Source organism: Sorangium sp. So ce1504 (genome assembly GCF_051521635.1).
Taxonomy (GTDB): Bacteria; Myxococcota_A; Polyangia; order Polyangiales; family Polyangiaceae; genus Sorangium; species Sorangium cellulosum_B.
Map to the genome: position 1 here is coordinate 1,597,351 of NZ_CP150365.1, position 20,765 is coordinate 1,618,115.

The 20,765-nt window shown below is 73.3% G+C and carries 12 protein-coding genes; 6 read left to right on the forward strand and 6 right to left on the reverse strand.

What is annotated here, in order from left to right; genetic code table 11:
- Positions 1-98: 98 nt before the first annotated feature.
- From WMF39_RS06020 to WMF39_RS06030, 3 genes are all read right to left on the reverse strand, one after another.
- Positions 99-1,190 (reverse strand): formylglycine-generating enzyme family protein, encoded by a 1,092-nt coding sequence (locus tag WMF39_RS06020; RefSeq protein ID WP_437744587.1) that lies wholly within the window; start codon positions 1,188-1,190, stop codon positions 99-101.
- Between the two features lie 18 nt (positions 1,191-1,208).
- Positions 1,209-3,644 carry a sulfatase-like hydrolase/transferase gene (locus WMF39_RS06025; protein WP_437744588.1) on the reverse strand — a complete coding sequence of 812 codons (2,436 nt, stop codon included), beginning with the start codon at positions 3,642-3,644 and terminating at the stop codon, positions 1,209-1,211.
- A 187-nt stretch (positions 3,645-3,831) separates the two neighbouring features.
- Positions 3,832-5,040, reverse strand: a complete 1,209-nt coding sequence (locus WMF39_RS06030; RefSeq protein WP_437744589.1) for an FAD-dependent monooxygenase — start codon at positions 5,038-5,040, stop codon at positions 3,832-3,834.
- 333 nt (positions 5,041-5,373) lie between these two features.
- Between WMF39_RS06030 and WMF39_RS06035 the strand changes: the two genes are divergently transcribed.
- The 5 genes from WMF39_RS06035 to trpA all read left to right on the forward strand — a co-directional run bounded on the left by WMF39_RS06035 (position 5,374) and on the right by trpA (position 10,619).
- Entirely contained in the window at positions 5,374-5,607 is a 234-nt protein-coding gene (locus tag WMF39_RS06035) for a hypothetical protein (RefSeq protein WP_437744590.1), read from the forward strand.
- A 420-nt stretch (positions 5,608-6,027) separates the two neighbouring features.
- Entirely contained in the window at positions 6,028-7,071 is a 1,044-nt protein-coding gene (trpD, locus tag WMF39_RS06040) for an anthranilate phosphoribosyltransferase (protein ID WP_044967908.1), read from the forward strand.
- Complete coding sequence (gene trpCF / locus WMF39_RS06045) at positions 7,064-8,548, forward strand: bifunctional indole-3-glycerol-phosphate synthase TrpC/phosphoribosylanthranilate isomerase TrpF (protein WP_437744591.1); 1,485 nt, start codon at positions 7,064-7,066, stop codon at positions 8,546-8,548. The genes trpD and trpCF overlap by 8 nt, the downstream gene beginning before the upstream one ends.
- Positions 8,549-8,604: 56 nt before the next feature.
- Positions 8,605-9,798 (forward strand): tryptophan synthase subunit beta, encoded by a 1,194-nt coding sequence (trpB, locus tag WMF39_RS06050; protein ID WP_437744592.1) that lies wholly within the window; start codon positions 8,605-8,607, stop codon positions 9,796-9,798.
- Positions 9,795-10,619, forward strand: a complete 825-nt coding sequence (gene trpA, locus WMF39_RS06055) for a tryptophan synthase subunit alpha (protein WP_437744593.1) — start codon at positions 9,795-9,797, stop codon at positions 10,617-10,619. Before trpB ends, trpA begins: the two co-directional genes overlap by 4 nt.
- Before the next feature lie 97 nt (positions 10,620-10,716).
- On the opposite strand, the gene WMF39_RS06060 is transcribed toward trpA, so the two are convergent.
- Positions 10,717-11,655, reverse strand: coding sequence for a hypothetical protein (locus WMF39_RS06060; protein WP_437744594.1), 939 nt, complete (start codon positions 11,653-11,655; stop codon positions 10,717-10,719).
- Positions 11,656-11,721: 66 nt separating this feature from the next.
- Positions 11,722-15,201: a POTRA domain-containing protein gene (locus tag WMF39_RS06065; RefSeq protein ID WP_437744595.1), complete on the reverse strand. Its 3,480-nt coding sequence runs from the start codon at positions 15,199-15,201 to the stop codon at positions 11,722-11,724.
- Positions 15,202-15,383: 182 nt separating this feature from the next.
- Here WMF39_RS06065 and WMF39_RS06070 point away from each other — a divergent pair, with 182 nt between their 5' ends.
- A complete protein-coding gene (locus WMF39_RS06070) occupies positions 15,384-16,187 on the forward strand; it encodes a phosphate/phosphite/phosphonate ABC transporter substrate-binding protein (RefSeq protein ID WP_437744596.1) in 804 nt (267 codons plus the stop codon).
- 57 nt (positions 16,188-16,244) lie between these two features.
- Here the strand turns inward: WMF39_RS06070 and WMF39_RS06075 are convergent, their stop codons facing one another.
- Positions 16,245-20,735 (reverse strand): translocation/assembly module TamB domain-containing protein, encoded by a 4,491-nt coding sequence (locus tag WMF39_RS06075; RefSeq protein ID WP_437744597.1) that lies wholly within the window; start codon positions 20,733-20,735, stop codon positions 16,245-16,247.
- Positions 20,736-20,765: the final 30 nt, after the last annotated feature.

A 20,765-nucleotide genomic window follows, 5' to 3' on the forward strand; every position in this document is an offset into this window, starting at 1 on the left:
GCGCTGCGGCGAGCGCGGTCGACTGCGCGGCGGCGCGCGGTCGGCTGCGCGGCGGCGCGAGCTCCGATGACGCTCGACCCGCCGCGCCGGCGAGCGCGTCAGCGGACCTCGCGCGGCAGCGGGGCGGCGGCAGGATCGCCGGAGACGGCGCGCTCCGCGGGGACGCCGATCGTGGCGCCGCGGTCCGCGCAGCAGCGGAAGCCCTGCTGGTAAAACATGTGGTTCTCGTCGTGCGAGCGGGTCGAGGGGCGGCAGCGCGTGCGGACAGGACCCCAGTAGCCGCCCTTCAGGATGGAGGGGCGCTCGCCCTCGCGGACGGAACGGGTCCACTCATCGATGTTGCCGGTCATGTCGTAGACGCCGAAGGGGCTCCGGCAGCGGGGCTGGACGCCCGCCGCCATGCCTTGCCAGAGCCGGTCCATCTCGGCCATGGCCGCGGGGCCGCCCCGCGGGCGCAGCGCGGTCTCGATGTACGGGCGCCATGCCTGATCGACGACGCACGCTTCAGGCTCGCGGACGTAACCGTAGGGGTAGGGGCGCGCCTCCTCGCCCTCGCAGGCGAAGGTCCACTCGGCCTCGTCGCAGAGGCGCTTGCCCTCCTCGGCGCAGAGCTCGTTCGCCTCGTAGAACGAGACGAGGATGAATGGATAGACGCCCTTCTGGTTGGGGTACTCGTAGCGATCCATGCAGAAGTGCATCGGCTTCGTGTCGAGGTCCTTCGACATCGAGAGCCACTTCTCGCGATCGAACTCCGCGCACCGCTCGGGGTAATCCCTGCTGATCCAGTGCTTGCAGGTGGTCCGCTGCATCTCGTCGATGGAGCGCAGGTCGCCCTGGGCCTTCGGGGCAGGGTCGAGCTTCATGAGGCCGGAGACCTCGACCATGCCCGTCGGGCAGGTGCCGCGGGTGCCCTCGATCTGGTCGGTGGCCTCGCGCGACTCGGCAGGCGACGAGGCGATCTGCCAGTGGCGATCGCGCACGAGGCGCCACTCGAACCGGAGGCGCCGCGGCAGCGAGCCCGTGATGGCGCCCGCGCCGAGCGTCAGCGGCACCGACGGCGCCTCCGCGAGCCGCACGACGAGCAGCGCGAGCGAGGCGAGGCCCAGCGCGAAGCCGACGGCGACGGCGGCGCGCAGCGCCCTCGCGCGGGGGGACGCGGGCTTCCGCGTCGAAGGGGCGAATCGGTGCATGATCCCTCGCAGTAAACTCTACTGCGAGGGAGACTCGAAGGCAGACAACTTTTGGCGGAGCCGCCCGAGGTCGGCCTCGAAGCGCCGCTCGCCGGACAGGTCACGGGTCTCCCGGGGATCGCTCCCGAGATCGAACAGGAGCAGCCGGTCCCGCTTCTTCCGCTGGATCACGAGGAGCTTGAGCTGCCCGTCGACGACCGCGGCGCGGCGCGCCGTGCGCGCGAACACCGGTCCCCGGGGCGCGCGCTCGGCGCCGGCGGCGATCGCGGCCAGGGAGGCGCCTTCGACGGCCGTGGTCTCCGCGCCGCCGACGTCGAGGACGGTGGGCGCGATGTCGACCGTGCTTACCGGATGCGGGTAGCGGCCAGGCGCGGCGCCGGGGAGGGCGATGACGAGGGGGACGCGGATCGCCTCCTCGTAAAGCTCGACGCCGTGCCCCACGGGGCCGTGCTCGCCGAGCCCCTCACCCTGCGAGCCGTGGACGATGACCGCCGTGCGGCCGGCGCGGGGGCCCCTCGCCACGGCGTCGAGCAGGGCGCCGAGCTGCCGGTCGACGTAGGCGATCTCGCCGTCGTAGGCGGCGGTCCTGCCGGCGCCGAAGCGGATGCCGGGGTGAGCGAGGTAGCGCTCGTGGGCGTCGAAGAGGTGGAGCCAGAGGAAGATCGGCTGGGTGCGCTGGGCAACCCCCTCGAGGAGCTCGATGGCCTTCTCGACCGCGAGGTGGCCTGTCGCCTCGCGCTCCGGGTGGGCGTCGCCGTAGACGGTCTCGAAGCGGTCGAACCCTTGATCGAAGCCGCGCTCCTGGCTGATCCACGTGAACGAGCTGACCGCGGCGGTGAGGTAGCCGGCGCGCTTCATGCGCTCCGCGAGGGTGTCGTTCTCGGGCAGCAGCGTGGGCCACTCGCGGCGGTCGCGCGCCGCTCGGTTGAGGCGGCGGCCGGTGACGAGCGGCGAGATGGCCCGCTGCGTCTCGCTCGAGGCGGCGTAGGCGCGCTCGAACAGCACGCCGCGGGCCGCGAGCTCGGCGAGCCGCGGGCTGGTGTCGCGGCCGTAGCCGTAGGCCGACGTGTGATCGGCGCGGACCGTGTCGAGCGTGACGAGGAGGACGTCGGGGCGCGTCGGCGCGGCGGCGGGCGCGGGGGACGCAGGCGTGGTCCCGGCGGGGGCGATGGTCTTGGTCAGGACGGCCGGGATGACCGCGCCGCCCTCGTCGCGCCCGGCGGGCGTGGAGGCGGCGCGCACGTGCGCGGCCGGCGGGGCGCCGGCAGGAGCGGTCGGCGCGGCTCCGGAAGCGGTGGCAGGTGGGGCGCCGGCGGCCGCGGTCGTCAACGTGCCGGTCGGCGAGCCCGCGACGGCCCTGGCGGGCAGGGGGGCGGCACCCTCGTGGGCCCCGTCGCTGCAGTCCTGATCGATGCCGTCGCCCGGCGTTTCCCGTGCGCCGTGATACCGGGTGGGATCGCCCTCGTCGCAGTCGAGGCCGCCGAAGTGCGAGCCCATCCCGTCGCCGTCGCGGTCGGTCCACTGCTCGAGCGCGCTGAAGAGGGTGGCCGCGAGCCCGCCGCCGGCGCGCACGGCCTGGCCGAGCGGGGGGAACGACTCGATCCGGGCGGTCGCGGTCATGAGGACCAGGGCGGCGAGCGGGACGCCCGCGACGCCGGCGATGCGGCCGACGGCCGCGCTGAGGTCGACGCTCGAGACGAGCGCGGTCGCCACGAGCGCGATGGCGCCGTCGACGATGGCGGCGCGCACGGCGGCCCCGGCGTCACCGGTCGTGCTGGCCGCGTGGGCGGCGAGCGGAGCGAGCGCGGCGACGAGGGGCACGACGCCGATGGCCGTGCCGGCGACGGCGAGGAGCCACGGCTTCACGCCGCGGGCGGCGAGGCGATCGCCGAGCGCGACGAGGCGCTGGGTGACGAGCGCCGCGGCCACGGCGCCGGCGAGGCCGAGGACGCCGAAGGTCGCGCCGGCGAGGCCTCGGTGGTGGGTCGTCGCCTTGAGGAGGGCGGCGAGCGCGGCGAGCACCGGGAAGGCGACGCCGATCCAGAGCGCGACACGGAGGACGGCGAGCCGCTCGCCGCCCGTGCCGACGATGCCGCGGAAGCCGCGGCCGGCCGCGCGCGAGAGGATGAGCGCGAGCGTGACGAGCGGGAGCAGGACGGCGGTGCCGACGAGGAGCCCGTCGAGGAAGGACGCGCCGGCGCGGGCGGTGCGGAGCGCGGTCGGCACGGCGGAGAGCGAGGCGACGCCGAGGCCGAGCACGCAGGCCTCGCCGAGGCGGGTCGTCCAGGCGCTGCGGCGCGGCGGAGGAGGGGCCGACCGCCCCGGCGGGGGGACGGACCGCCCCGGCGGCGCGCTCTGCCGGGCGGGCGGGCCGCTCGGCGATCGCGGCGGGACGCTGTCATGAGAGCCGGCGGCGCTCGGCGGCGGCGGGGGACCTGGTTCGGCGGTGATCATGGGCACGCAGGGGGGGAGGGCCGCGGGGGCGTCTCGCGAGGGCCTGTCGCGCCTGGCCGCGAGGTCGTGCGCCCTGGAGAACGGGGCCTACCATCGGTGTACCGGGCCGCAAAGTATCCTGCGGGAGCGGACGAGCCGGGGGCGCCGGCGGCCGGAATCTGAACGTACCGGCGCCCTCCCGGGCTGGTCAGGCCTGAGGCTGAGCCGGCGGGGCGTTCGTGAGCGCGCTCATCGGCAGTCCGCTGGACCAGCCCCTCGCCATGCCCTGCACCATGGCCTCGTAGTCGGTCGCCTTGCTCCCGCGATTCCTCGCCTCGCAGAGCGCAGGATCGGTCGCGAACAGCGAGCGCGCCAGCTCGCGGGCGCCCGCGTTGATCGCGGCGTTCTTGGCGTGGCGGCGCTTCGTGAAGGCGGTGAACGCCTCCTCGAGGGAGGCCGCGCTGCCCAGGCAGTCGGCCAGGTGCCACGCGTCCTCGAGGGCCTGACTGGCGCCTTGACCCGACGTGGGAAGCGCCGCGTGCGCGGCGTCGCCGATCAGCAAGACGTTGTCTCGATGCCACGCGTCGATGGGATCGTGGTCGTGGACGTAGATCTTGTTCATGCGCTCGGGGGGCGTCTCCTCGATCAATTCCGGTATCGGGCTCGGCCACCCGCGGAAGAGGGCGCGGAGCTCGGCCCGGTAATCTGCTGGCTCCTTGCCCCGAGCTTCAGGGCAGGCCGCGGCGCCGGCCCAGTACGCCTTCGACCGAGATACGGGCACGACGCCGAAGCGCACGCCGACACCCCAGCAGTCCATCACCTCGATCTGCGATTCCGAGAACACCGCGCGATCGCTCTCGAACGTGCCAAGCCAGTTGACGAAGCCCTGATATCTCGGGCGATTGTCGCCGTGCACGAACGCCCTCGCGACCGATCTCATCCGCCCGTCCGCTCCGAGGATCACGTCCGCCGCGACGGTCGCTCCGTTCGCGAAGTGAACGCTCGCCGAGCCGGTGGCCGAGGGCTCGATGCGATCGGCGGCGTGCCCGTACCGCACGCGGACACCCAGCTCGGTGACGCGCGACAGCAGCGCCGCCTGGAGCTCTCTCCTCAGCACCGAGAGGCTCGGGGATCCCATGAGCTGGTCCAGCTTCCGGATGTCCAGCGCGCCGAGCTCCTCGCCGGTCCACGAGACCCTCCGCATCCGGGTCGGGCGCCCCGCCAGCCTGGCGACCGATTCCAGGAGCCCGAGCTCCTGGAGCACGAACGAGGCGTTTGGCCAGCAGACGATCCCCGCGCCGATGTCCGTCGGCGCAGCGTGTCGCTCGAAGACCTCGACCTCGAACCCCCGTCCGGCGAGGGCGATCGCCGCGCTCAACCCGGCGATCCCGCCTCCAAGAACCGCACTCCTCAACATGAACCTTCCCGTGCTCTCTCGTGGCCTCCCTGCGACCACGACCCTTCCAACGACGCTGCCGGGCGTTCCCTACCACATGCCCCGCGCGCCGCACGCGGGGCCGTTCCGAGGCCTGCGTCCTCGGTGACGCGTCATGTTCTCGGCGCCGGCCGCAGGGGAGGCCGACGGCGCGGTCGTCAAGGCGGCGCCGCTCTCCGGGATCGACGAGCTCACCTGGCACGCGCGCTCAGTTGACCCTCAGTTGACCGATGACCGACGCTCCTTGCGCGACGCAAGCTGTCGCTAGACGATGTCTTCTATGCGATATTCCACATCGGTTATCGCGTCTGCCACATGACGGGTGTGATGCGGCGCCGGCACGAGCTCGCTGAGATCTTCGATAGCGTGCTCTCCGTCTTCAGAGCGTACCGAGGCGCCGACGAGAACCGGTATCCCGCGCCGGCCTTCAGCCCGCTGTCCACCGTCGCGACGCCGGCGCTGGCCGCCTGCGAGGGCACGAGGACCCTCCTGCGGAGGCGTCGCCGGCGGATGGCGGTGGAGAGCGCGGAGGCTTCGGAGGTTCGCTGATCCGAGGAAGCTCGGGCCACCGCGGCTGAGCGGCGGCTCGTCGGCGGGCGCGGAACCCGCTTGACGCTCGTCTCGCCCGCAAGCTATGTTCCCCGCATGCCCCGCGCGCTCCCCGCGTCCTGCGCTCGCCGCCGCTCCGAGGCCTTCGTCCTCGGCGGCGCGTCGCGCTCGGCCGCCGAGGTGGGTTCGTGCGTGGCAGGGCTGCGCTGGTGGCGCTGGTGCTCTACCAAGGCGGGCCCTTACCCCGGGTAACGCGCCTCCCTGCAGGGAGGACGACCTGAAGGAAAGAAGAAAGAGGGCCCGCCGAACAACGGTGGGCCTTTTCGCTTTTGTCCGCTATGCAGGGCGCCGCAGCGCGACGCCCGAGTCCCGAGGATCCGTGTCTGCCAGAACAGCCGTGAAGATGAGGAGAGAACCATGATGCATGCAGTCATCGATGCGCTCTGCGCCGGCGTCGACCTCTCCGCGGAGCAGACCGAGGCGCTGTTCCGCGACCTGATCGCCGGGGCGCTGACGGAGATCGAGCTCTCCGCGCTGTTCGTGGCGCTCAAGGCGAAGGGCGAGACCCCCGCCGAGATCGCGGGCGCGGCGCGCGCGCTCCGGGGGACATCGGTGCCGTTCGCGCGGCCGGCTTATGTCTATGCCGACTGCTGCGGCACCGGCGGAGACGGGCAGTCCACCGTGAACGTGTCGACGGCCGTCGCCTTCGTCGCGGCCGAAGCAGGCCTGCCGGTCGCCAAGCACGGCAACCGCTCGGTCTCCTCCCAGTGCGGCTCCGCCGACGCGCTCGAGGCGCTCGGCGCCCGGCTCGACCCGCCGGCCGAGGTCTCGCGCCGCGCCCTCGATGAGGTCGGCTTCTGCTTCCTCTTCGCGCCGCAGTACCACGCCGGGCTCCGCCACGCGATGCCCGTGCGCCGCGCCCTCAAGGTGCGCACGATCATGAACCTGCTCGGCCCCCTCGTGAACCCGAGCGCGCCGCCGATCCAGGTGATGGGCATCTACGATCCGGAGCTCGTCACCCACGCCGCGCGCACGCTCGGCATGCTCGGGTGCCAGGCCGCGCTCGTCGTCCACGGCGGGGGGCTCGACGAGGTCGCCCTGCACGCCCCGACGCGCGCGGCCCGGCTCCGCGATGGGGTCGTCGAGGAGCTCTTGATCGACCCGGCCGACGCGGGGGTCGCGCCGGCGCCGATCGAGGCGCTCCGGGGCGCTGGCCCGGCGGCGAACGCGGCGTGGCTCCGCGACCTGCTCGCCGGGCGCGGCGCGCCCGCGCACCGCGACGCCGTCGCGATCAACGCCGGCGCGCTGCTCTGGATCGCCGGGCGCGCCGAGGGGCTGCGGGAGGGGACGGCCCTGGCGCTCGAGGCGCTGGGCTCCGGGCGCGCGGCGGAGCGGCTCACGCGCTTCGTGGCGCTGAGCCGGGACGGGGCCCAGGAAGCGCGGAAGGAGGCGAAACATGGCTGAGCAGGGCAATGTGCTCGCGCGCATCGTGGAGCGGAAGCGGGCGGACGTGGCGGAGCGCGAGCGGCGGACCCCGCTCGCCGGCCTTCGGGCGAACGCGCCGCCCACCTCGCGGAGCCTCCGGCGCGCGCTCTCCGCGCCTGGCGCGCGGTTCGTCCTGGAGTGCAAGAAGGCCTCTCCGTCCGAGGGCCTCATCCGGCCGGATTTCGACCCGCACGCCGTCGCCGCCGCGTATTACGGCGTCGCCGACGCGGTGAGCGTGCTGACCGACGAGCCCTTCTTCCAGGGCAGCTTCGAGATCCTCCAGGCCGTGCGCGCGGTCGTGGACGTCCCGATCCTCTGCAAGGACTTCGTCGTGACGCCCTACCAGGTGATCGAGGCGCGGGCGAACGGCGCGGACGCGATCCTGCTCATGCTGTCGGTGCTGGACGACGCGACCGCGCTCCTGTGCCTGGGCGCCGCCGAGGCGCTCGGCATGGACTGCCTCGTCGAGGTCCACGACGAGGCGGAGCTCGAGCGCGCGCTCGCGCTGCCCGCGCCCGTGATCGGCATCAACAACCGCGATCTCAAGACGCTCAAGGTCGATCTCGCCGTCTCGGAGCGGCTCGCCCCGCGCGTGCCGCGCGATCGCATCGTCATCGCGGAGTCGGGCGTCGAGTCGCGCGCCCACGTGGAGCGGCTCGCGCCCTCGGTGGACGGGTTCCTCGTCGGCACGTCGCTCATGCGCAGCCCCGACATCGCGGACGCCGCGCGCGCGCTGGTGACCGGCAGGGTGAAGATCTGCGGCCTGACCCGGCCCGGGGACGCGCGCGAGGCGGAGCGGCTCGGGGCCCGCTTCGGCGGCCTCGTCTTCGCCGAGACCTCGCCGCGCCGGGTGACGCGCGAGCAGGCCGAGATCGTGGTCGCCACGGCCGCGGGGCTGCCCTTCGTCGGCGTTTTCCTCAATCAATCCGTGGACTTCGTCGCGGATACGGCGCGGGCGATCGGGCTGCGCGCCGTGCAGCTCCACGGCGACGAGGACGCCGCGTTCATCGAGGCGCTGCGGCGCGAGCTCCCCGAGGGGTGCGAGGTCTGGAAGGCGGTCCCGATGGCGCCGTCCGGGGAGGCCGCCGGCGCGGCGGCCGCCGCGGGCGCGGCCGGGGAGCAGGGCGCGGGCGCGGAGGTCGAGCGCAGCGCCGATCGGCTGGTCTTCGACACGCGCACGGCGGAGGCGCGCGGAGGCACGGGGCGGACGTTCGCCTGGAGCGCGATCGACGGCCACCCGGCGCGCGCCCGGAGCCTGCTCGCGGGCGGGCTGAACCCGGACAACATCGCCGCGGCGCGCCGGGTGGGGACGTGGGGGCTCGACGTCGCGTCGGGCGTCGAGCGCGCGCCCGGCGAGAAGTGCGCCGACCTGCTCGTGCGCCTGTTCGACAGCGCGCGCGGCCCGTCGCGCCACGACCATGACCCCGCGGCCCCGGCGGACCGCGCCTCCCCCTGACGGCAGCTCTCACGACGCACAACGCACAACGCACCACCGACGATCGAGGCAATCACATGCAGCAAAGCGGCCGCTTCGGCGCCTTTGGCGGCGCCTATGTCCCGGAGATCCTCGTGCCCGCGCTCGAGCAGCTTGAGCGCGCGTACCTGGAGGCGCGCGGCGATCCGTCGTTCGCGGCGGAGTTCGACGCCTTGCTGACGACCTACGCGGGGCGACCGACGCCGCTCACCCTGTGCCGCAACCTGACCGGCGATCCGCGCGTGAAGCTGTACCTCAAGCGCGAGGACCTGCTCCACGGCGGCGCGCACAAGACGAACCAGGCGCTCGGCCAGGGGCTGCTCGCGCGGCGCATGGGCAAGCGGCGGCTCATCGCCGAGACCGGGGCCGGCCAGCACGGCGTCGCGACCGCCATGATCGGGGCCCTGCTCGGCATGCCCACGCGCATCTACATGGGCGCGAAGGACGTCGAGCGGCAGCGGCTCAACGTCTTCCGGATGCGCCTCATGGGGGCCGAGGTGGTGCCCGTGACCTCGGGCTCGCAGACGCTGAAAGACGCCCTCAACGAGGCGCTGCGCTACTGGACCGAGAGCTACGAGGACACGCATTACCTGATCGGGACGGTCGCCGGGCCTCACCCGTTCCCCACGATCGTGCGCGATTTCCAGTGGGTGATCGGCCGCGAGGCGCGCGCCCAGATCCTGGAGGCCGAGGGGCGCTTGCCAGACGCGGTGGTCGCGTGCGTGGGCGGCGGCAGCAACGCCATGGGGATCTTCTCCGAGTTCATCCCGGACAAGGACGTGGCGCTCGTCGGCGTGGAGCCCGCCGGCCACGGCCTGTCGACCGCCATGCACGGGGCGACGCTCCTCAAGGGCCGCCCGGGGGTGCTGCACGGGTCGGAGACCTACATCCTCCAGGACGAGCACGGACAGGTCGCCGAGACGCACTCGGTCTCGGCGGGGCTCGACTACCCCGGCGTCGGGCCGGAGCACGCGCACCTCATGACGTCGGGCCGGGCGACGTACGTCGCGGCGACCGACGACGAGGCGCTCGACGCGTTCCAGCGGCTCGCGCGCAGCGAGGGCATCATCCCGGCGTTCGAGTCGGCGCACGCGATCGCGCACGCGCTGAAGATGGTGGCGGAGGCGGCGCAGGCAGGGCGCGAGACGGTGCTCGTCGTGAACCTGTCGGGCCGCGGAGACAAGGACATGGAGCAGGCGCAAAAGCTGCTCGATCCCGGGAGGTCGACATGAGTCGGGAGACGGTGACGACGCGCTACGATCGCGCATTCGAGCGGCTGCAGCAGCGCGGCGAGGGGGCGTTCATCCCCTTCCTGATGCTGGGGGATCCGGACCTCGCCACGAGCGCGCGGCTGCTGCGCGCGGCCGTGGAGGGCGGCGCGGACGCGATCGAGGTCGGGATCCCGTTCTCGGATCCGATCGCGGACGGCCCGACGATCCAGGCGGCGGCCGTGCGGGCGCTCGCGGCCGGCGTGAGGCCGGGCGACTGCATCGAGCTCCTGGCGCGGTTCCGGGCGGAGGCGCCGGAGGTGCCGATCGGCATCCTGACGTACGCGAACCTCGTGAAGCACCGCGATCTGGCGGGCTTCTACGCGTCGGTGGCCGCGGCCGGGGTCGACAGCGTGCTCGTCGCCGACGTGCCGGTGAGGGAGTCGGATCCGTACGTGGCGGCGGCGCGCGCCGTGGGGGTGGCGCCGGTGCTGATCGCGCCGCTGAACGCCTCGGAGGCCACGCTGCAGCGGCTCGCGGAGCGGTGCAGCGCGTACACGTACTGCGTGACGCGCAAGGGCGTGACGGGGGCGGACGAGCAGCTGCGCCTGGGCCACGGGGCGCTCTTCGAGACGCTGCGCCGGTTCGGCGCGCCGCCCGCGATCCTGGGGTTCGGCATCTCGAAGCCCGAGCACGTGCGCGACGCCCTCGCCGCCGGGGCGTTCGGCGTGGTCAGCGGGTCCGCGGTCGTGCAGCGGGTCTCGGCGAACCTCGGTGATCCCGAGGCGGCCGCGCGCGCCGTCGCGAGCTTCGTCCGCGAGATGAAGGCGGCGACGGCGCGCTGAGCGCGCCGGGTTCCACCCGCCGAGCCGGCCAGGTTCGCGGCGGAGCGCCGTCGCTATCGCGCCCTGCGTGGTTCGCCTTTCGGGCGGCGAGCCGAGCTCACAGGCACGTGACGTCGCACAGCCTCTCCGAGAGCGCGATGCAGCCCTCGTCCCACCCGATCGTGCAGCAGAAGCTGTCTCCGTCCTCTCCGCACACGGTCTCGACGCAGCTGTTGCAGGTCGCGTCGAGGGGCGCGCCCTCCTCGCAGAGGTCGTGGGCGCACCCGCAGGCCCGCCCGCAGGCGGCGGTGAGGCCGGCGACGCAGTGGGTGTCCCAGTTGCTCATGCAGCACGCCGGGTCCTCCGCGCACAGCTCGGTCACGCACGGGTCGCAGGCCATGAGGAGGGGCGCTCCTTCCTCGCAGAGGTCGTGGCTGCACTCGGCCGGCGGGCACACGCCGCAGTCGGTGGCGCACGCCTGGCAGTTCTCCCTGTCGGGCTCGCACACGCCGTCACCGCAGACCGGCGGGCACACGCCGCAGTCGTCGGCGCACGAATCGCACGTCTCGCCGGTGTCACACCGCAGATCGCCGCACGCCGACGCCCCACCCTCGCCGCCGCCGCCGGCGGCGTCGCCGCCGCCCGTCGAAGCGCTGCTCGCCGAGGCGCTGCTCACCGAGCCGCCGCCGGCCCCGTCGCCGCCGCCGCCCGCCGAGGCGCTGCTCGTCGAGCCGCCTTGCCCGCCCGCTCCGCCGCCGCCCGTGGCATCGCCGCCAGCCGAGGCGCTGCTCGTCGAGCCGCCTTGCCCGCCCTCTCCGCCGCCGCCCGTGGCATCGCCGCCAGCCGAGGCGCTGCTCGTCGAGCCGCCTTGCCCGCCCTCTCCGCCGCTGCCCGCCGATCCGCCGGCCCCACCTTGCCCACCTTGCCCGCCGGACCCGCCGGCGCCGGACGTGCTCGCCGCGCTGCTCGGCGCGGCGCTCTCGTCGTCGCCGCAGCCGGCGATCGTGAGGGTCGATGTCAGGGCGAGCAAAGCACACATGCGGAGTGAACGGTTCATCAGGGGAGCCTCGTTATCATCATGCGTTGGGAGCCGCCTCGCGCGCGTCGCGCGCGAGGCCGCCTGTCAAAAGAGCCCCACGGAGAAGTGGAGTGCACCGTCGATCTCATCCAGCTCGTCGCGCGGATCCAGGTTGAAGCCGTAGTCGAAGGCGAGGGGGCCGATGGGCGTGTTCACCCGCAAGCCGGCGCCGAGCCCGTAACGCAAGAGCCGCGGATCGAGGTTGACGTTCCTCGCCCTGATCCAGAGGTTGCCCGCGTCGAGGAAGAGCCCGAGCTGGAGCAGATCCGTCAGCGGAATGCGCAGCTCGGCGCGGGGGTTCACCATCACCGTCCCGCCGCGCGGGATATCGTCGGTCGATACCTCGGCGTCCCCGCCCAGCGCCTTTCTCGCCTCCTCGAGCCCGTCCTCAGGATACAGCGACTCGGCCAGATGGGAACGGAGCGAGTCGACGCCGCCGAGGAAGAACAGGCGATCCGGGTACGTCCCGCTCTCGGCCACGAGCGGCTGAATATACCCTCCGGACAGGCTCAGGGCGAGGGTGAGCCGCGACCGCGGCGCGAGGGGGATATAGCCCGACACACGGCCCGTGAATCGCAGGAAGTGGCTCTCGGGGAAGCTCGATTGGGCCCGGACCGAGGCGAAGGCGTCGAAGGCGTCGACGTGCTCGACGCCGCCGGAGAGGAGGAAGCCCCGGGTCGCGGCGAAGGGGGTGTCCCGCGTGTCCCAGGACGCGTCGATCCGCTGCGCCAGGGCGATCGTCTCGCCCTCGGGCATGCGCAGCTGGTCGAGGATATCCCGCTTGTCGGCGCCGACGGCGCCGGGGAAGAAGCCGACTTTGTTCAGCTCGGTCGACAGGGCGAGCTGCGTCGTGACGGCGCGCCGCGGGCGGTAGGTGATCGCGGGGATGATCGCCGTCTTCGTGACGCCGAAATCCAGCTGGTTGTCGCGCACGTTGATGCCCGCGAGCGACATGCTGACGAGCGGGCCGAGGCCGATGTCCGGGAGCGTGACCGAGACCGCGATGCGGCGCTCCAGCTGGTCGTCGATCTGGAGCTCCTCGTAGTGGCGGCTCGCCGCCTTGTCGACGATCATGAACTCGAACAGGTAGCTGAGCTGGACGCCCATCGTGAGGCCGATGGCGAGGCCGCCGATGTTGCGGTGTCCGTACTCGAAGGCGAGGCGCGCGCCCTCGCCGGTCGAGAACCCGATCTGCGGGTTGAGGTACTGCGGCAGCTGCTCGACCACGTGGATGACGACCCGCTTGTTCTTCTGCGGGACGTCGGGATCCTCGAGCGATATCGACACGCTGGAGAACGGGCCGAGCGCTGCGATGCGCTCCTCGCTCAGGCGGGCCTGCGACTGGCGGAACGGCGCGCCCTCGCGGAGCAGCACGCGGCGGAGGATCAGCTGCTCGTCGGTCCGGACGGCGCCCTTGACGACGATGCCGGTGACGAACACCCGATCTCGCTCCGAGACGATGAACCGCGCGCGGGCGCGCGTGCGGTCGGGCGAGGGCTCGATGGCCGTGCGGACCTCGGCGAACGCGTAGCCCAGGTCGCGGTAAGCATCCATGATGCGCAGCCGCGCGGCGTCGAGCGCGAGCGTCGAGAGGGGCTGTCCGACCTTCAGATCGACGAGGTCGCTGAGCCAGCGCTCGCTGAACGGCCGCTCCTCGGCGCAGAGGGCGCGGTCGCGCTCGCTCAGGCCGGCCTGGCCGCAGAAGCCCTTGTTCCCCTCGAAGGCGAGATCGTAGAGCTGGGTCTGCGGGCCGGGATGGACCGGAATGCGGAGCGTCACCTCGGGGGAGCACGCGATGTGCCGGGCGGCGTCGGGGCGGCACGTGAGGGCGGCGGGGACGGGCGGCTCGGGGAGGGGCAGCCCTTGCGCGTCGGTGAGGCACTGGGCCGTGACGCGCTCGGCGACCGGCTCGGGGATGCAGGCGCCCGGCGGGGAACGGCGCGAGCAGGTGGCGCGGAGCACCGAGACCGGGCCGACGACGGCGTTCAGGTAGCCCTTGCTGAAGTAGAGATCGCGAAGGTGCTTGAGGGCGCGCTCGTAGGTCTCCTGCGCGTACGTCATCGAGGGGATGAGCTCGACCGGCCTGGCCCGGCCGCCGGCGCCGCGGGTCGGGCCGAAGAGGTCCGAGATGCCTCGCGGGTCGGGCATCGAGAAGGCGTCGGCGCCGGGCAGGTCCTCCTCGAGGAAGCTCTCGATCTCGCGGCCGAGGTCGTCCGGGCTGAGGTCGCCCGTGAGGCAGGGGAAGACGCGCTTCGTGACGCGCACCTGGTCGTGCTCGCGGACGGTGAAGGTCAGGTAACGGACCGCATCGTCGGGCTTGCCGCCCAGCGAGGGGGTGACCTCGGCGTCGAGGAAGCCGCGCTCGACGTAGAACGCGCGGAGCCGATCGGTGAGATCGTTCGTCTTCGTCTCGGTCGTCTCGCCGAGATCGAGCGCGGCCTCGAGGGCGTCGTCGTCGAAGGCGCGGTTGCCGTCGAAGGCGGGGACGATGCGCGCGCCGGGCTCGAGGTAGACGTAGAGGTAGTTGTGCGGGCCGACCGCGAGCACGCGGTGGGAGACCTCGGCGTCGTGAAAGCCGCTCCGGCGGAGCAGCTCGGCCATCTCGCGGTCGGCCTCGGCGAGGGCGGGCTCGTCGACGCGGGCGCCGACGCCGAGGCCGTAGCTCTGCTTGAGCGAGCCGAGCTCCCGGTCTGCGCGCGGCGCCACGACGAAGACGCGCTCCGAGACGACGCGCGGGGCGCCGGCCTCGATGTCGAGGGCGAGGACGACCTGGGAGGGCTCGTCGGTGTCGACGGCGCGGACCGTGACGGCGGCCGCGGGGTAGCCGTGAAGCGCGTAGAACGCGCGGATGCGGGGGCTGATCTCGGCCAGCGTGGTCGCGGTGATCTCGCCGCCCTCGGCGATGCCGGCGGCCTCGAGGGTGTCCTGCCGGTCGAGCGCGCCGCCGGTGATCTGGACGGTGGCGATGCTCCGGCGGGGGACGACGAAGATCCGGAGCGCGGCGCCGTCCGGCACGAGGTACGCCTCGGCCGACGCGCGGGCGAAGTTGCCGGAGGCGAGCAGCTCGCGCATGGCGCGGCGCGCGGCGTCGGGGCTGAGCGGCTCGCCGAGGTCGACGCTGGTGACCGGCGACACGATCTGCCATCGGTCGCCCTGCGCGGTGACATCGATGCGGACGATCGGCTTGCCGACGAGCTCTCCCAGGGCCAGCGGCTGGCCGAGCGACGGCACGTCGGTGGCCTGGGTGCCGGCCTCGCCCGAGGGCACGGCCCGTGCCGCAGGGTTGACAGAGTCGACAGGGTCGAGGCTGGCCTGACCGGGGTTGAGGTTGGCCTGACCGGGGTTGGGGCTGGCCTGACCGGGGTTGGGGCTGGCCTGACCGGGGTTGAGGCTGGCCTGACCGGGGTTGGGGCTGGCCTGAGCCGGACGTGCGGGGGTCGGGTCGGCGTGCGCCGGGATGGCGATCGCGCCGAGCGGCAAAAAGCCGAGCAGAAGGGGAATGAGGGTGGAACGGAAGCGAGCCATCAGGCGCGGAGCGCCGGGGGACGAAACGGAAATGAACCGGCGCCGGCGTGCACGACGGACGCAGCGTAGCCCGGTTGGGCGCTGGATGGGCAAGAGGCCGCCCGCGAGGCCCCGATGTGCGAGACGCGGGGCTCTCGGCGGGCAGAGCTCGTGCTAGCGTCGCCGCCCGTGCGAGGCACCGGATGAAGGACCTGGCGATGCTCGTCGGCGCCGTGGCGCATGACGCCAAGGTGGTGACGCTGTGGGAGAGCCTGCGCGAGCACTTCCGCGAACATGGAATCCTGATTGATTTCGCGCTGTTCTCTACCTACGAGCGCCAGGTCGAGTCGCTGATCCGCGGGCACATCGACGTCGCCTGGAACAGCGCCGTCGCGCACGTGCGGGTGAAGCGGCAGACCGAGGGCCGGTCCCGCTCGCTCGCGATGCGCGAGATCGATCGCGACTTCCACAGCAAGCTGCTCGTCCGCCGCGACGCCGCCGTCGGGGCGCTCAGCGATCTGGAGGGCAAGGCGCTCGCTGTCGGGAGCGTCGACTCGGCGCACGCGCGCATCCTGCCGCTCCACTTCCTCCGGCAGGCGGGCGTGGCCGTGGAGAAGATCCAGCTCATGCCGTTCGAGGTGGACGTCGGCAAGCACGGGGACACCGCGACGAGCGAGGTCCAGGCGCTCGCGGCGCTGCACGAGGGCAAGGCGCAGGCGGCGGCGGTCGGGGACGCGGTGTGGCTCGCCGAGCAGGCGAACGGCCACATCGACCTCCGCCGGGTCGACGTCCTCTGGACCACGCCGGCCTACGATTTCGCGATGTTCGACGCGCTGCCGGCGCTGCCCGAGGCGAAGGCCGAGGCGTTCCAGCGCGCGCTGCTCAGCATGACCTGGAAGAACCCGAAGCACCGGCGCATCTTCGAGCTCATGGGCCACAAGCAGTGGGTCTCCGGCCGCGACGACCGGTACGGCGCCCTCGACGCGGCGCTCGCCGCGGCCACCTGACGGCCGCGGATCGAGCGCCGCGCGAGCGTCCTTCGAGCGCCATCCGCGGCTCGACCGTCACTCGAACTCGAGCCGCCACCTCAGGTCGGCGCCCACGTTGCCGAGCGGCGAGCTCGAGGCGTCGCTCGAGTTGTCGTACGACCCCTGGAGGCTCATCCGGTCGCTGAGCTTCACCTCGACGCCCGCGCGCACCTGGCTGCCCTGCGAGAGCCCCGTCGTCACGTTGGCGCGCACCGCGTCCGTGATGCGCTTGCCGATCGTCACCGTCGGCTCCGGGGCGCCGTTCTTGGACGAGTAGCCGGTGCCGAAGCGGAACTCGTCGATGAGGGGGACCATCGTCTTCACCGCCTTGTCGGCGCCCGTCAGCGACGAGAGCGCCTCGAGGCCCATGGTCTCGCCGAGCGACGACACGACGCCCTGGTTGAGCTCGGCGCGCGTCATGCCGAGCGTCAGCAGCAGGACGATGTCCTCCTGGCTGAGCGGCGGATCGCTCGTCAGGTTGAGCTGGAGGTTGTCGGCGTCGCCCTGGGCGTGCAGCTTGATGCGCCAGAGCCCGCTGGAGTTCGCGCTGCTGCCCGCGGCCGCGGCCGTCGGCGCCGTGGGCTCCGCGCCCGACGTCGCGTCCGCCGCGGCGGCGGTGCTCGTCGACGTGTAGCGGCGGTACTCGCTCTCGGCGCGCACGTCGACCTTGGGCGCGATGCGGAACGGATCGTCGAAGCGGACGTAGCCGTCCCGGACCTCGAACTCGGTGCTGCGCAGCATGAGCTTCGAGTCGGGCAGGATGCGCAGCGTGCCGCGCGCGCCGAAGCGCTGGTTCGTGCCCGAGAGCGCGAGCCCGGGCTGCGAGACCTCGAGCCGCATGTCGGCCAGATCGTTCGAGAAGCGGAGCGGGTTCGGCGAGGCGACGGTGACGTCGAACCGGACCACGTCGGCGGCGGGGTCGTAGGTCTGCACCGTCGTCCGCTGGCGCCCCGTGAGATCGCCGAGGTCCATGCTCATCAGGATGGGGCGCGTGTAGCTGAACGACGTGAGCGTGATCTTGCCCTCGACCCGCGGCAGGTTCTTCTCCCCCGACGCCTCGTCCTCGACGCCGGGCCGGAAGCTCGCCGTCAGGTTGGCGTTCGCGGTGAGGTTCACCCCGTCGGCGACCGGCAGCTTCACGCCGGTCGCCACGATGGATGCCTGCGCCGTGCCGAGGGTCAGGCCGCGCACCGGCATGTGCCCCACCGCGGTCACCGTGCCCGTGCCGACCCGCGCGCTCGCCTTCGTGAGGCGCACCTGGTCGCCGCCGATCGCGAACTCCACGTCGATGTCGTCGAGCGACACCGGCAGGCCGACCACGTCGAGCTCTCCCTCCTTGAGCGTCGCCGAGCCCGTGTAGCGCAGCCCCTGGAGCGGCCCGGCCACCTGGACCTCGGCCTGCACCGTGCCCCGCGCGTGCCGGATCTGCGGGATGTCGGCGCTGAGCCGCGAGAGGCTCGTCGGGCTTACCCGGATCGCCACGTCGAGGTCCGGCGCCGTGAACACCCGCTTGACGTCGCCGGACGCCGTGAACGCGGCGGACAGGCGCGAGGCGGTGTGCGCCTCGAGGTGGAGCTCCGGCACCTTCAGCGTGTTGCCCGCGAGGCGGATCGGGCCGCTCGGGCTCGTGAGGTGGACCCCCTGGCCCTCCCGATCGAGCTTGAGCGCGTCGACCGTGAGCGTGAGCGCCGCCTGCCGGAAATCCGTGAGGGGGAGCCGCTCGATGTCGAGCGACCCGGTCATCGTGCCCTTCGGCGCCGCCGCGAGCGCGGCGCCCGGGATCAGGTTCGCGAGCGTGCCCAGGTCGAGCGCGTCCATGCGCACGTCCCCGTCCACGATCTTGCGCCGCTGGCGCGTGACGCGGAGCCCCTTCAGCGCGACCTGCCCGCCGAACAGCGAGCCGTTCGCGACGAGGGAGCCGTCGGGGAGGTCGCGCTCGTACTCCGCCGGATCGAACGGCGCGCCCTGGGGGTTGCCGCAGATCGGCGTCCTGCCGATGACCTTCGGCGGCTTGTCGTTCGGCAGGATCGTGAGCGCGACCCGCGAGGGCGGCAGGCTCGCGTGCGTGCGGCGGATGCCGATGCGCGAGACGTGCACGTCCGCGAAGCCGGCGAGCCTGCTCACGGTGCCGCCCAGGCTGGCGACGACCGACACCGAGCCGTCGAACTGCGAGGCCGCCGCCCCGAGCCCGTCGATCCGCGAGAGCGGGAGGCCGCTCGCGATGACGCTCCCCTTCAGCGCGCCGCCGTGCGCGACGGAGGCGCTCGCCAGCACGGAGCCCGTGCCCTTGCGCAGCGACGCCGAGCGGACGTCGAGCCGCATGCCGTCGGCGCCGGCGGCCTGGTCGTCCCAGATCATGTCGAGGTCGACCTCGCCCTCGTCGAAGCGCTCGTCGAGCAGCTCGACGCCGGTGAGCCGCATGCCCGCGTTCACGGCGAGGTAGCCGCCGCCGCAGCGGTCCTCGGGGCCGCCGAGCGCGAAGTGGGCGCGGGCCGTCCCGCTCGCGGTCGCCTTGTAGTCGGCGAACCGCGGATCCTTGTCGAGGCGGAGCACCTCGAGCAGGTCGCGCGCGGCGAGGTGCGGCGCCTCGCGCGTGTCGACGGTCGCGTCCACGACGACGATCCCCGCCGAGCTGTCGAGCGGGCGGCCCTTGGGCAGGTTGCCGGCCGGGTCGAAATCGATCTTGATCGACGGGACCCGGACGCGGCTCGCCCCGTGCCGGACCCGCGCGTTCTCGAGCGTCAGGGCGAGCGGCTCGAACGCGACCGGCGAGGGCTCGAGGTCGCCGATGGGGAAGCCCCCGAACACGAACTTCTCGACGCCGATCTCGCCGGTGAGCTTCGGGTGCTCGTAGGAGCCGTGCATCGCCGCCTTCATCGTGGCGACGCCGGCGAGCTCGAGCGCGGCGAGCGGGGAGATCTCGGCGAGGTCCACGCGCGAGCCCGGGTGGACCTCGACCCCGAGCTGGTCGTTGAAGCCGAGCGAGACGGTGGTCCTGAGGTGCGAGCTCGGCGTGTCGACCGAGAAGCCCGAGAGCACGACGGCGTTCGGCCGCACCTGGAACGAGCCGCGGACCGTGGCCTCCTTGACGCCCATCAGGCGCTTGCGGGCAGGGTCCTTCGTCGGGTGATCGAAGATGTCGAAGCCGTGCGTCTGCACGGCGAGGGGGCCCTCGAGGGCGAGCGGGGACAGCGTGCCGCCGAAGCGATCGAACCTCCCGTCGCGCAGCGTCCACGCGACGTGCGCCTGCGGGTGGACCGCGAGGTCGCGGAGCAGGCCGGGCAGCTCGACGTTGGCGAGGTCGATCGGCCCGGCCTGGAGCGGCACGCCCTTCTCGAACGGCTTGATCTCCACGCTCGAGATCTTCAGCGTGCCGTCGGCCCAGGCGACGTCGGTGTCGGAGAGCTGCACGGCGTCAGGGGTCGTCGAGACCTTGCCCGCGAGGCGCGTGGCGAAGACCCTGCCGTCGAGGCCCGGCCGGTCGAGCAGGAGCGTGCCCTTGAGGCGGGGGAGCGAAAGGCCGAGCGGCGCGGACGCCGCGTCGTACTCCGCATCGACGTCGAGCGAGACCGAGCCGGACGCGGGCGGCAGGTTCACGAAGCGGTGCACGATCGGCACGGGGAGGCGCGCCCGCACGCGGCCCTCGATCCGGTGGGGCATGCCGTCGCCGAGGCCGACGGCGCGGAGGGCGCCGAGCTCGAGCTCCACCCGGCGCCAGTCGCCGTCCTGGAGCTCGCAGGGCGGCGCGGTGCCGGGATCCGGGTCGAAGTCGGCGGCGCCCTCGAGGATCAGCCGGCGGACGAGCGCGCGGCCCGGCTCGACGCGGACGCGCGTGTCGAAGCGGCAGACGACGTCCTCGTCGACGCTGTCCTCCTCGGCCTCGTGGCCGGGCGCGGCGTGCGTGCGGACGACCGAGACGAGGCCGGAGCGCATCGCGATCTCGAACGCGTCCGACGGCTCGGCGGAGACGTCGACGTCGACCTCGGTGGCCTGGACGCGGACGTTGTCGATCGTCAGGTCGAGCCGCGCGTCGGTGATGGCCACCGAGGAGAGCGGCGCGCGGTCGAGGCCGCCCCCGCCGCCCTTGCCGGTGCTCGGGAGGGTGAGGTTGCGGAGCTCCCCGTCCTTCAGCACCGCGCGGACGCGGGGGCCGATGATCTCGACGTCCCCGGCGTCGATGTGCCCCGCGAGCAGCGAGAACAGGCGCGGGCGGATGGCCACGCGCTCGAGCTCGAGGAACGGCGCGCCGCCGTCCGAGGAGTCGACGACGAGGCGGTTCAGGCCGACCATGAGGGGCCAGGCCTGGACGCGCACGTCGTAGCGGGCCGTGATGCCGAGCTCGCGCTGGAGCAGCGCCGCCGTCTCGCGCGCCGCCCAGGCCCGCACCGTCTCGGTGCGCACGAGGAAGCCGAGCGCGAGCGGGATCGCGCCGATCACCGCGAACACGGCGCACACGACGCGCACGGCGAGGCGCCCCCAGTCCCTGCGGGCGCTCGGCGGGGAGCCCTTTCTCCTCGTGCCGTGCATCGGGGCGCAGCTTAGCTGATGCGCGGTCGG

Coding starts and splice junctions, on each gene's coding strand:
- trpCF (WP_437744591.1), top strand. CDS start 7,064: ATGGCTGAGCAGGGCAATGTGCTCGCGCGCATCGTGGAGCGGAAGCGG.
- WMF39_RS06035 (WP_437744590.1), top strand. CDS start 5,374: ATGACGGGTGTGATGCGGCGCCGGCACGAGCTCGCTGAGATCTTCGAT.
- WMF39_RS06065 (WP_437744595.1), bottom strand. CDS start 15,201: ATGGCTCGCTTCCGTTCCACCCTCATTCCCCTTCTGCTCGGCTTTTTG.
- WMF39_RS06070 (WP_437744596.1), top strand. CDS start 15,384: ATGAAGGACCTGGCGATGCTCGTCGGCGCCGTGGCGCATGACGCCAAG.
- trpA (WP_437744593.1), top strand. CDS start 9,795: ATGAGTCGGGAGACGGTGACGACGCGCTACGATCGCGCATTCGAGCGG.
- WMF39_RS06025 (WP_437744588.1), bottom strand. CDS start 3,644: ATGATCACCGCCGAACCAGGTCCCCCGCCGCCGCCGAGCGCCGCCGGC.
- WMF39_RS06030 (WP_437744589.1), bottom strand. CDS start 5,040: ATGTTGAGGAGTGCGGTTCTTGGAGGCGGGATCGCCGGGTTGAGCGCG.
- trpB (WP_437744592.1), top strand. CDS start 8,605: ATGCAGCAAAGCGGCCGCTTCGGCGCCTTTGGCGGCGCCTATGTCCCG.
- trpD (WP_044967908.1), top strand. CDS start 6,028: ATGCATGCAGTCATCGATGCGCTCTGCGCCGGCGTCGACCTCTCCGCG.
- WMF39_RS06020 (WP_437744587.1), bottom strand. CDS start 1,190: ATGCACCGATTCGCCCCTTCGACGCGGAAGCCCGCGTCCCCCCGCGCG.
- WMF39_RS06060 (WP_437744594.1), bottom strand. CDS start 11,655: ATGAACCGTTCACTCCGCATGTGTGCTTTGCTCGCCCTGACATCGACC.
- WMF39_RS06075 (WP_437744597.1), bottom strand. CDS start 20,735: ATGCACGGCACGAGGAGAAAGGGCTCCCCGCCGAGCGCCCGCAGGGAC.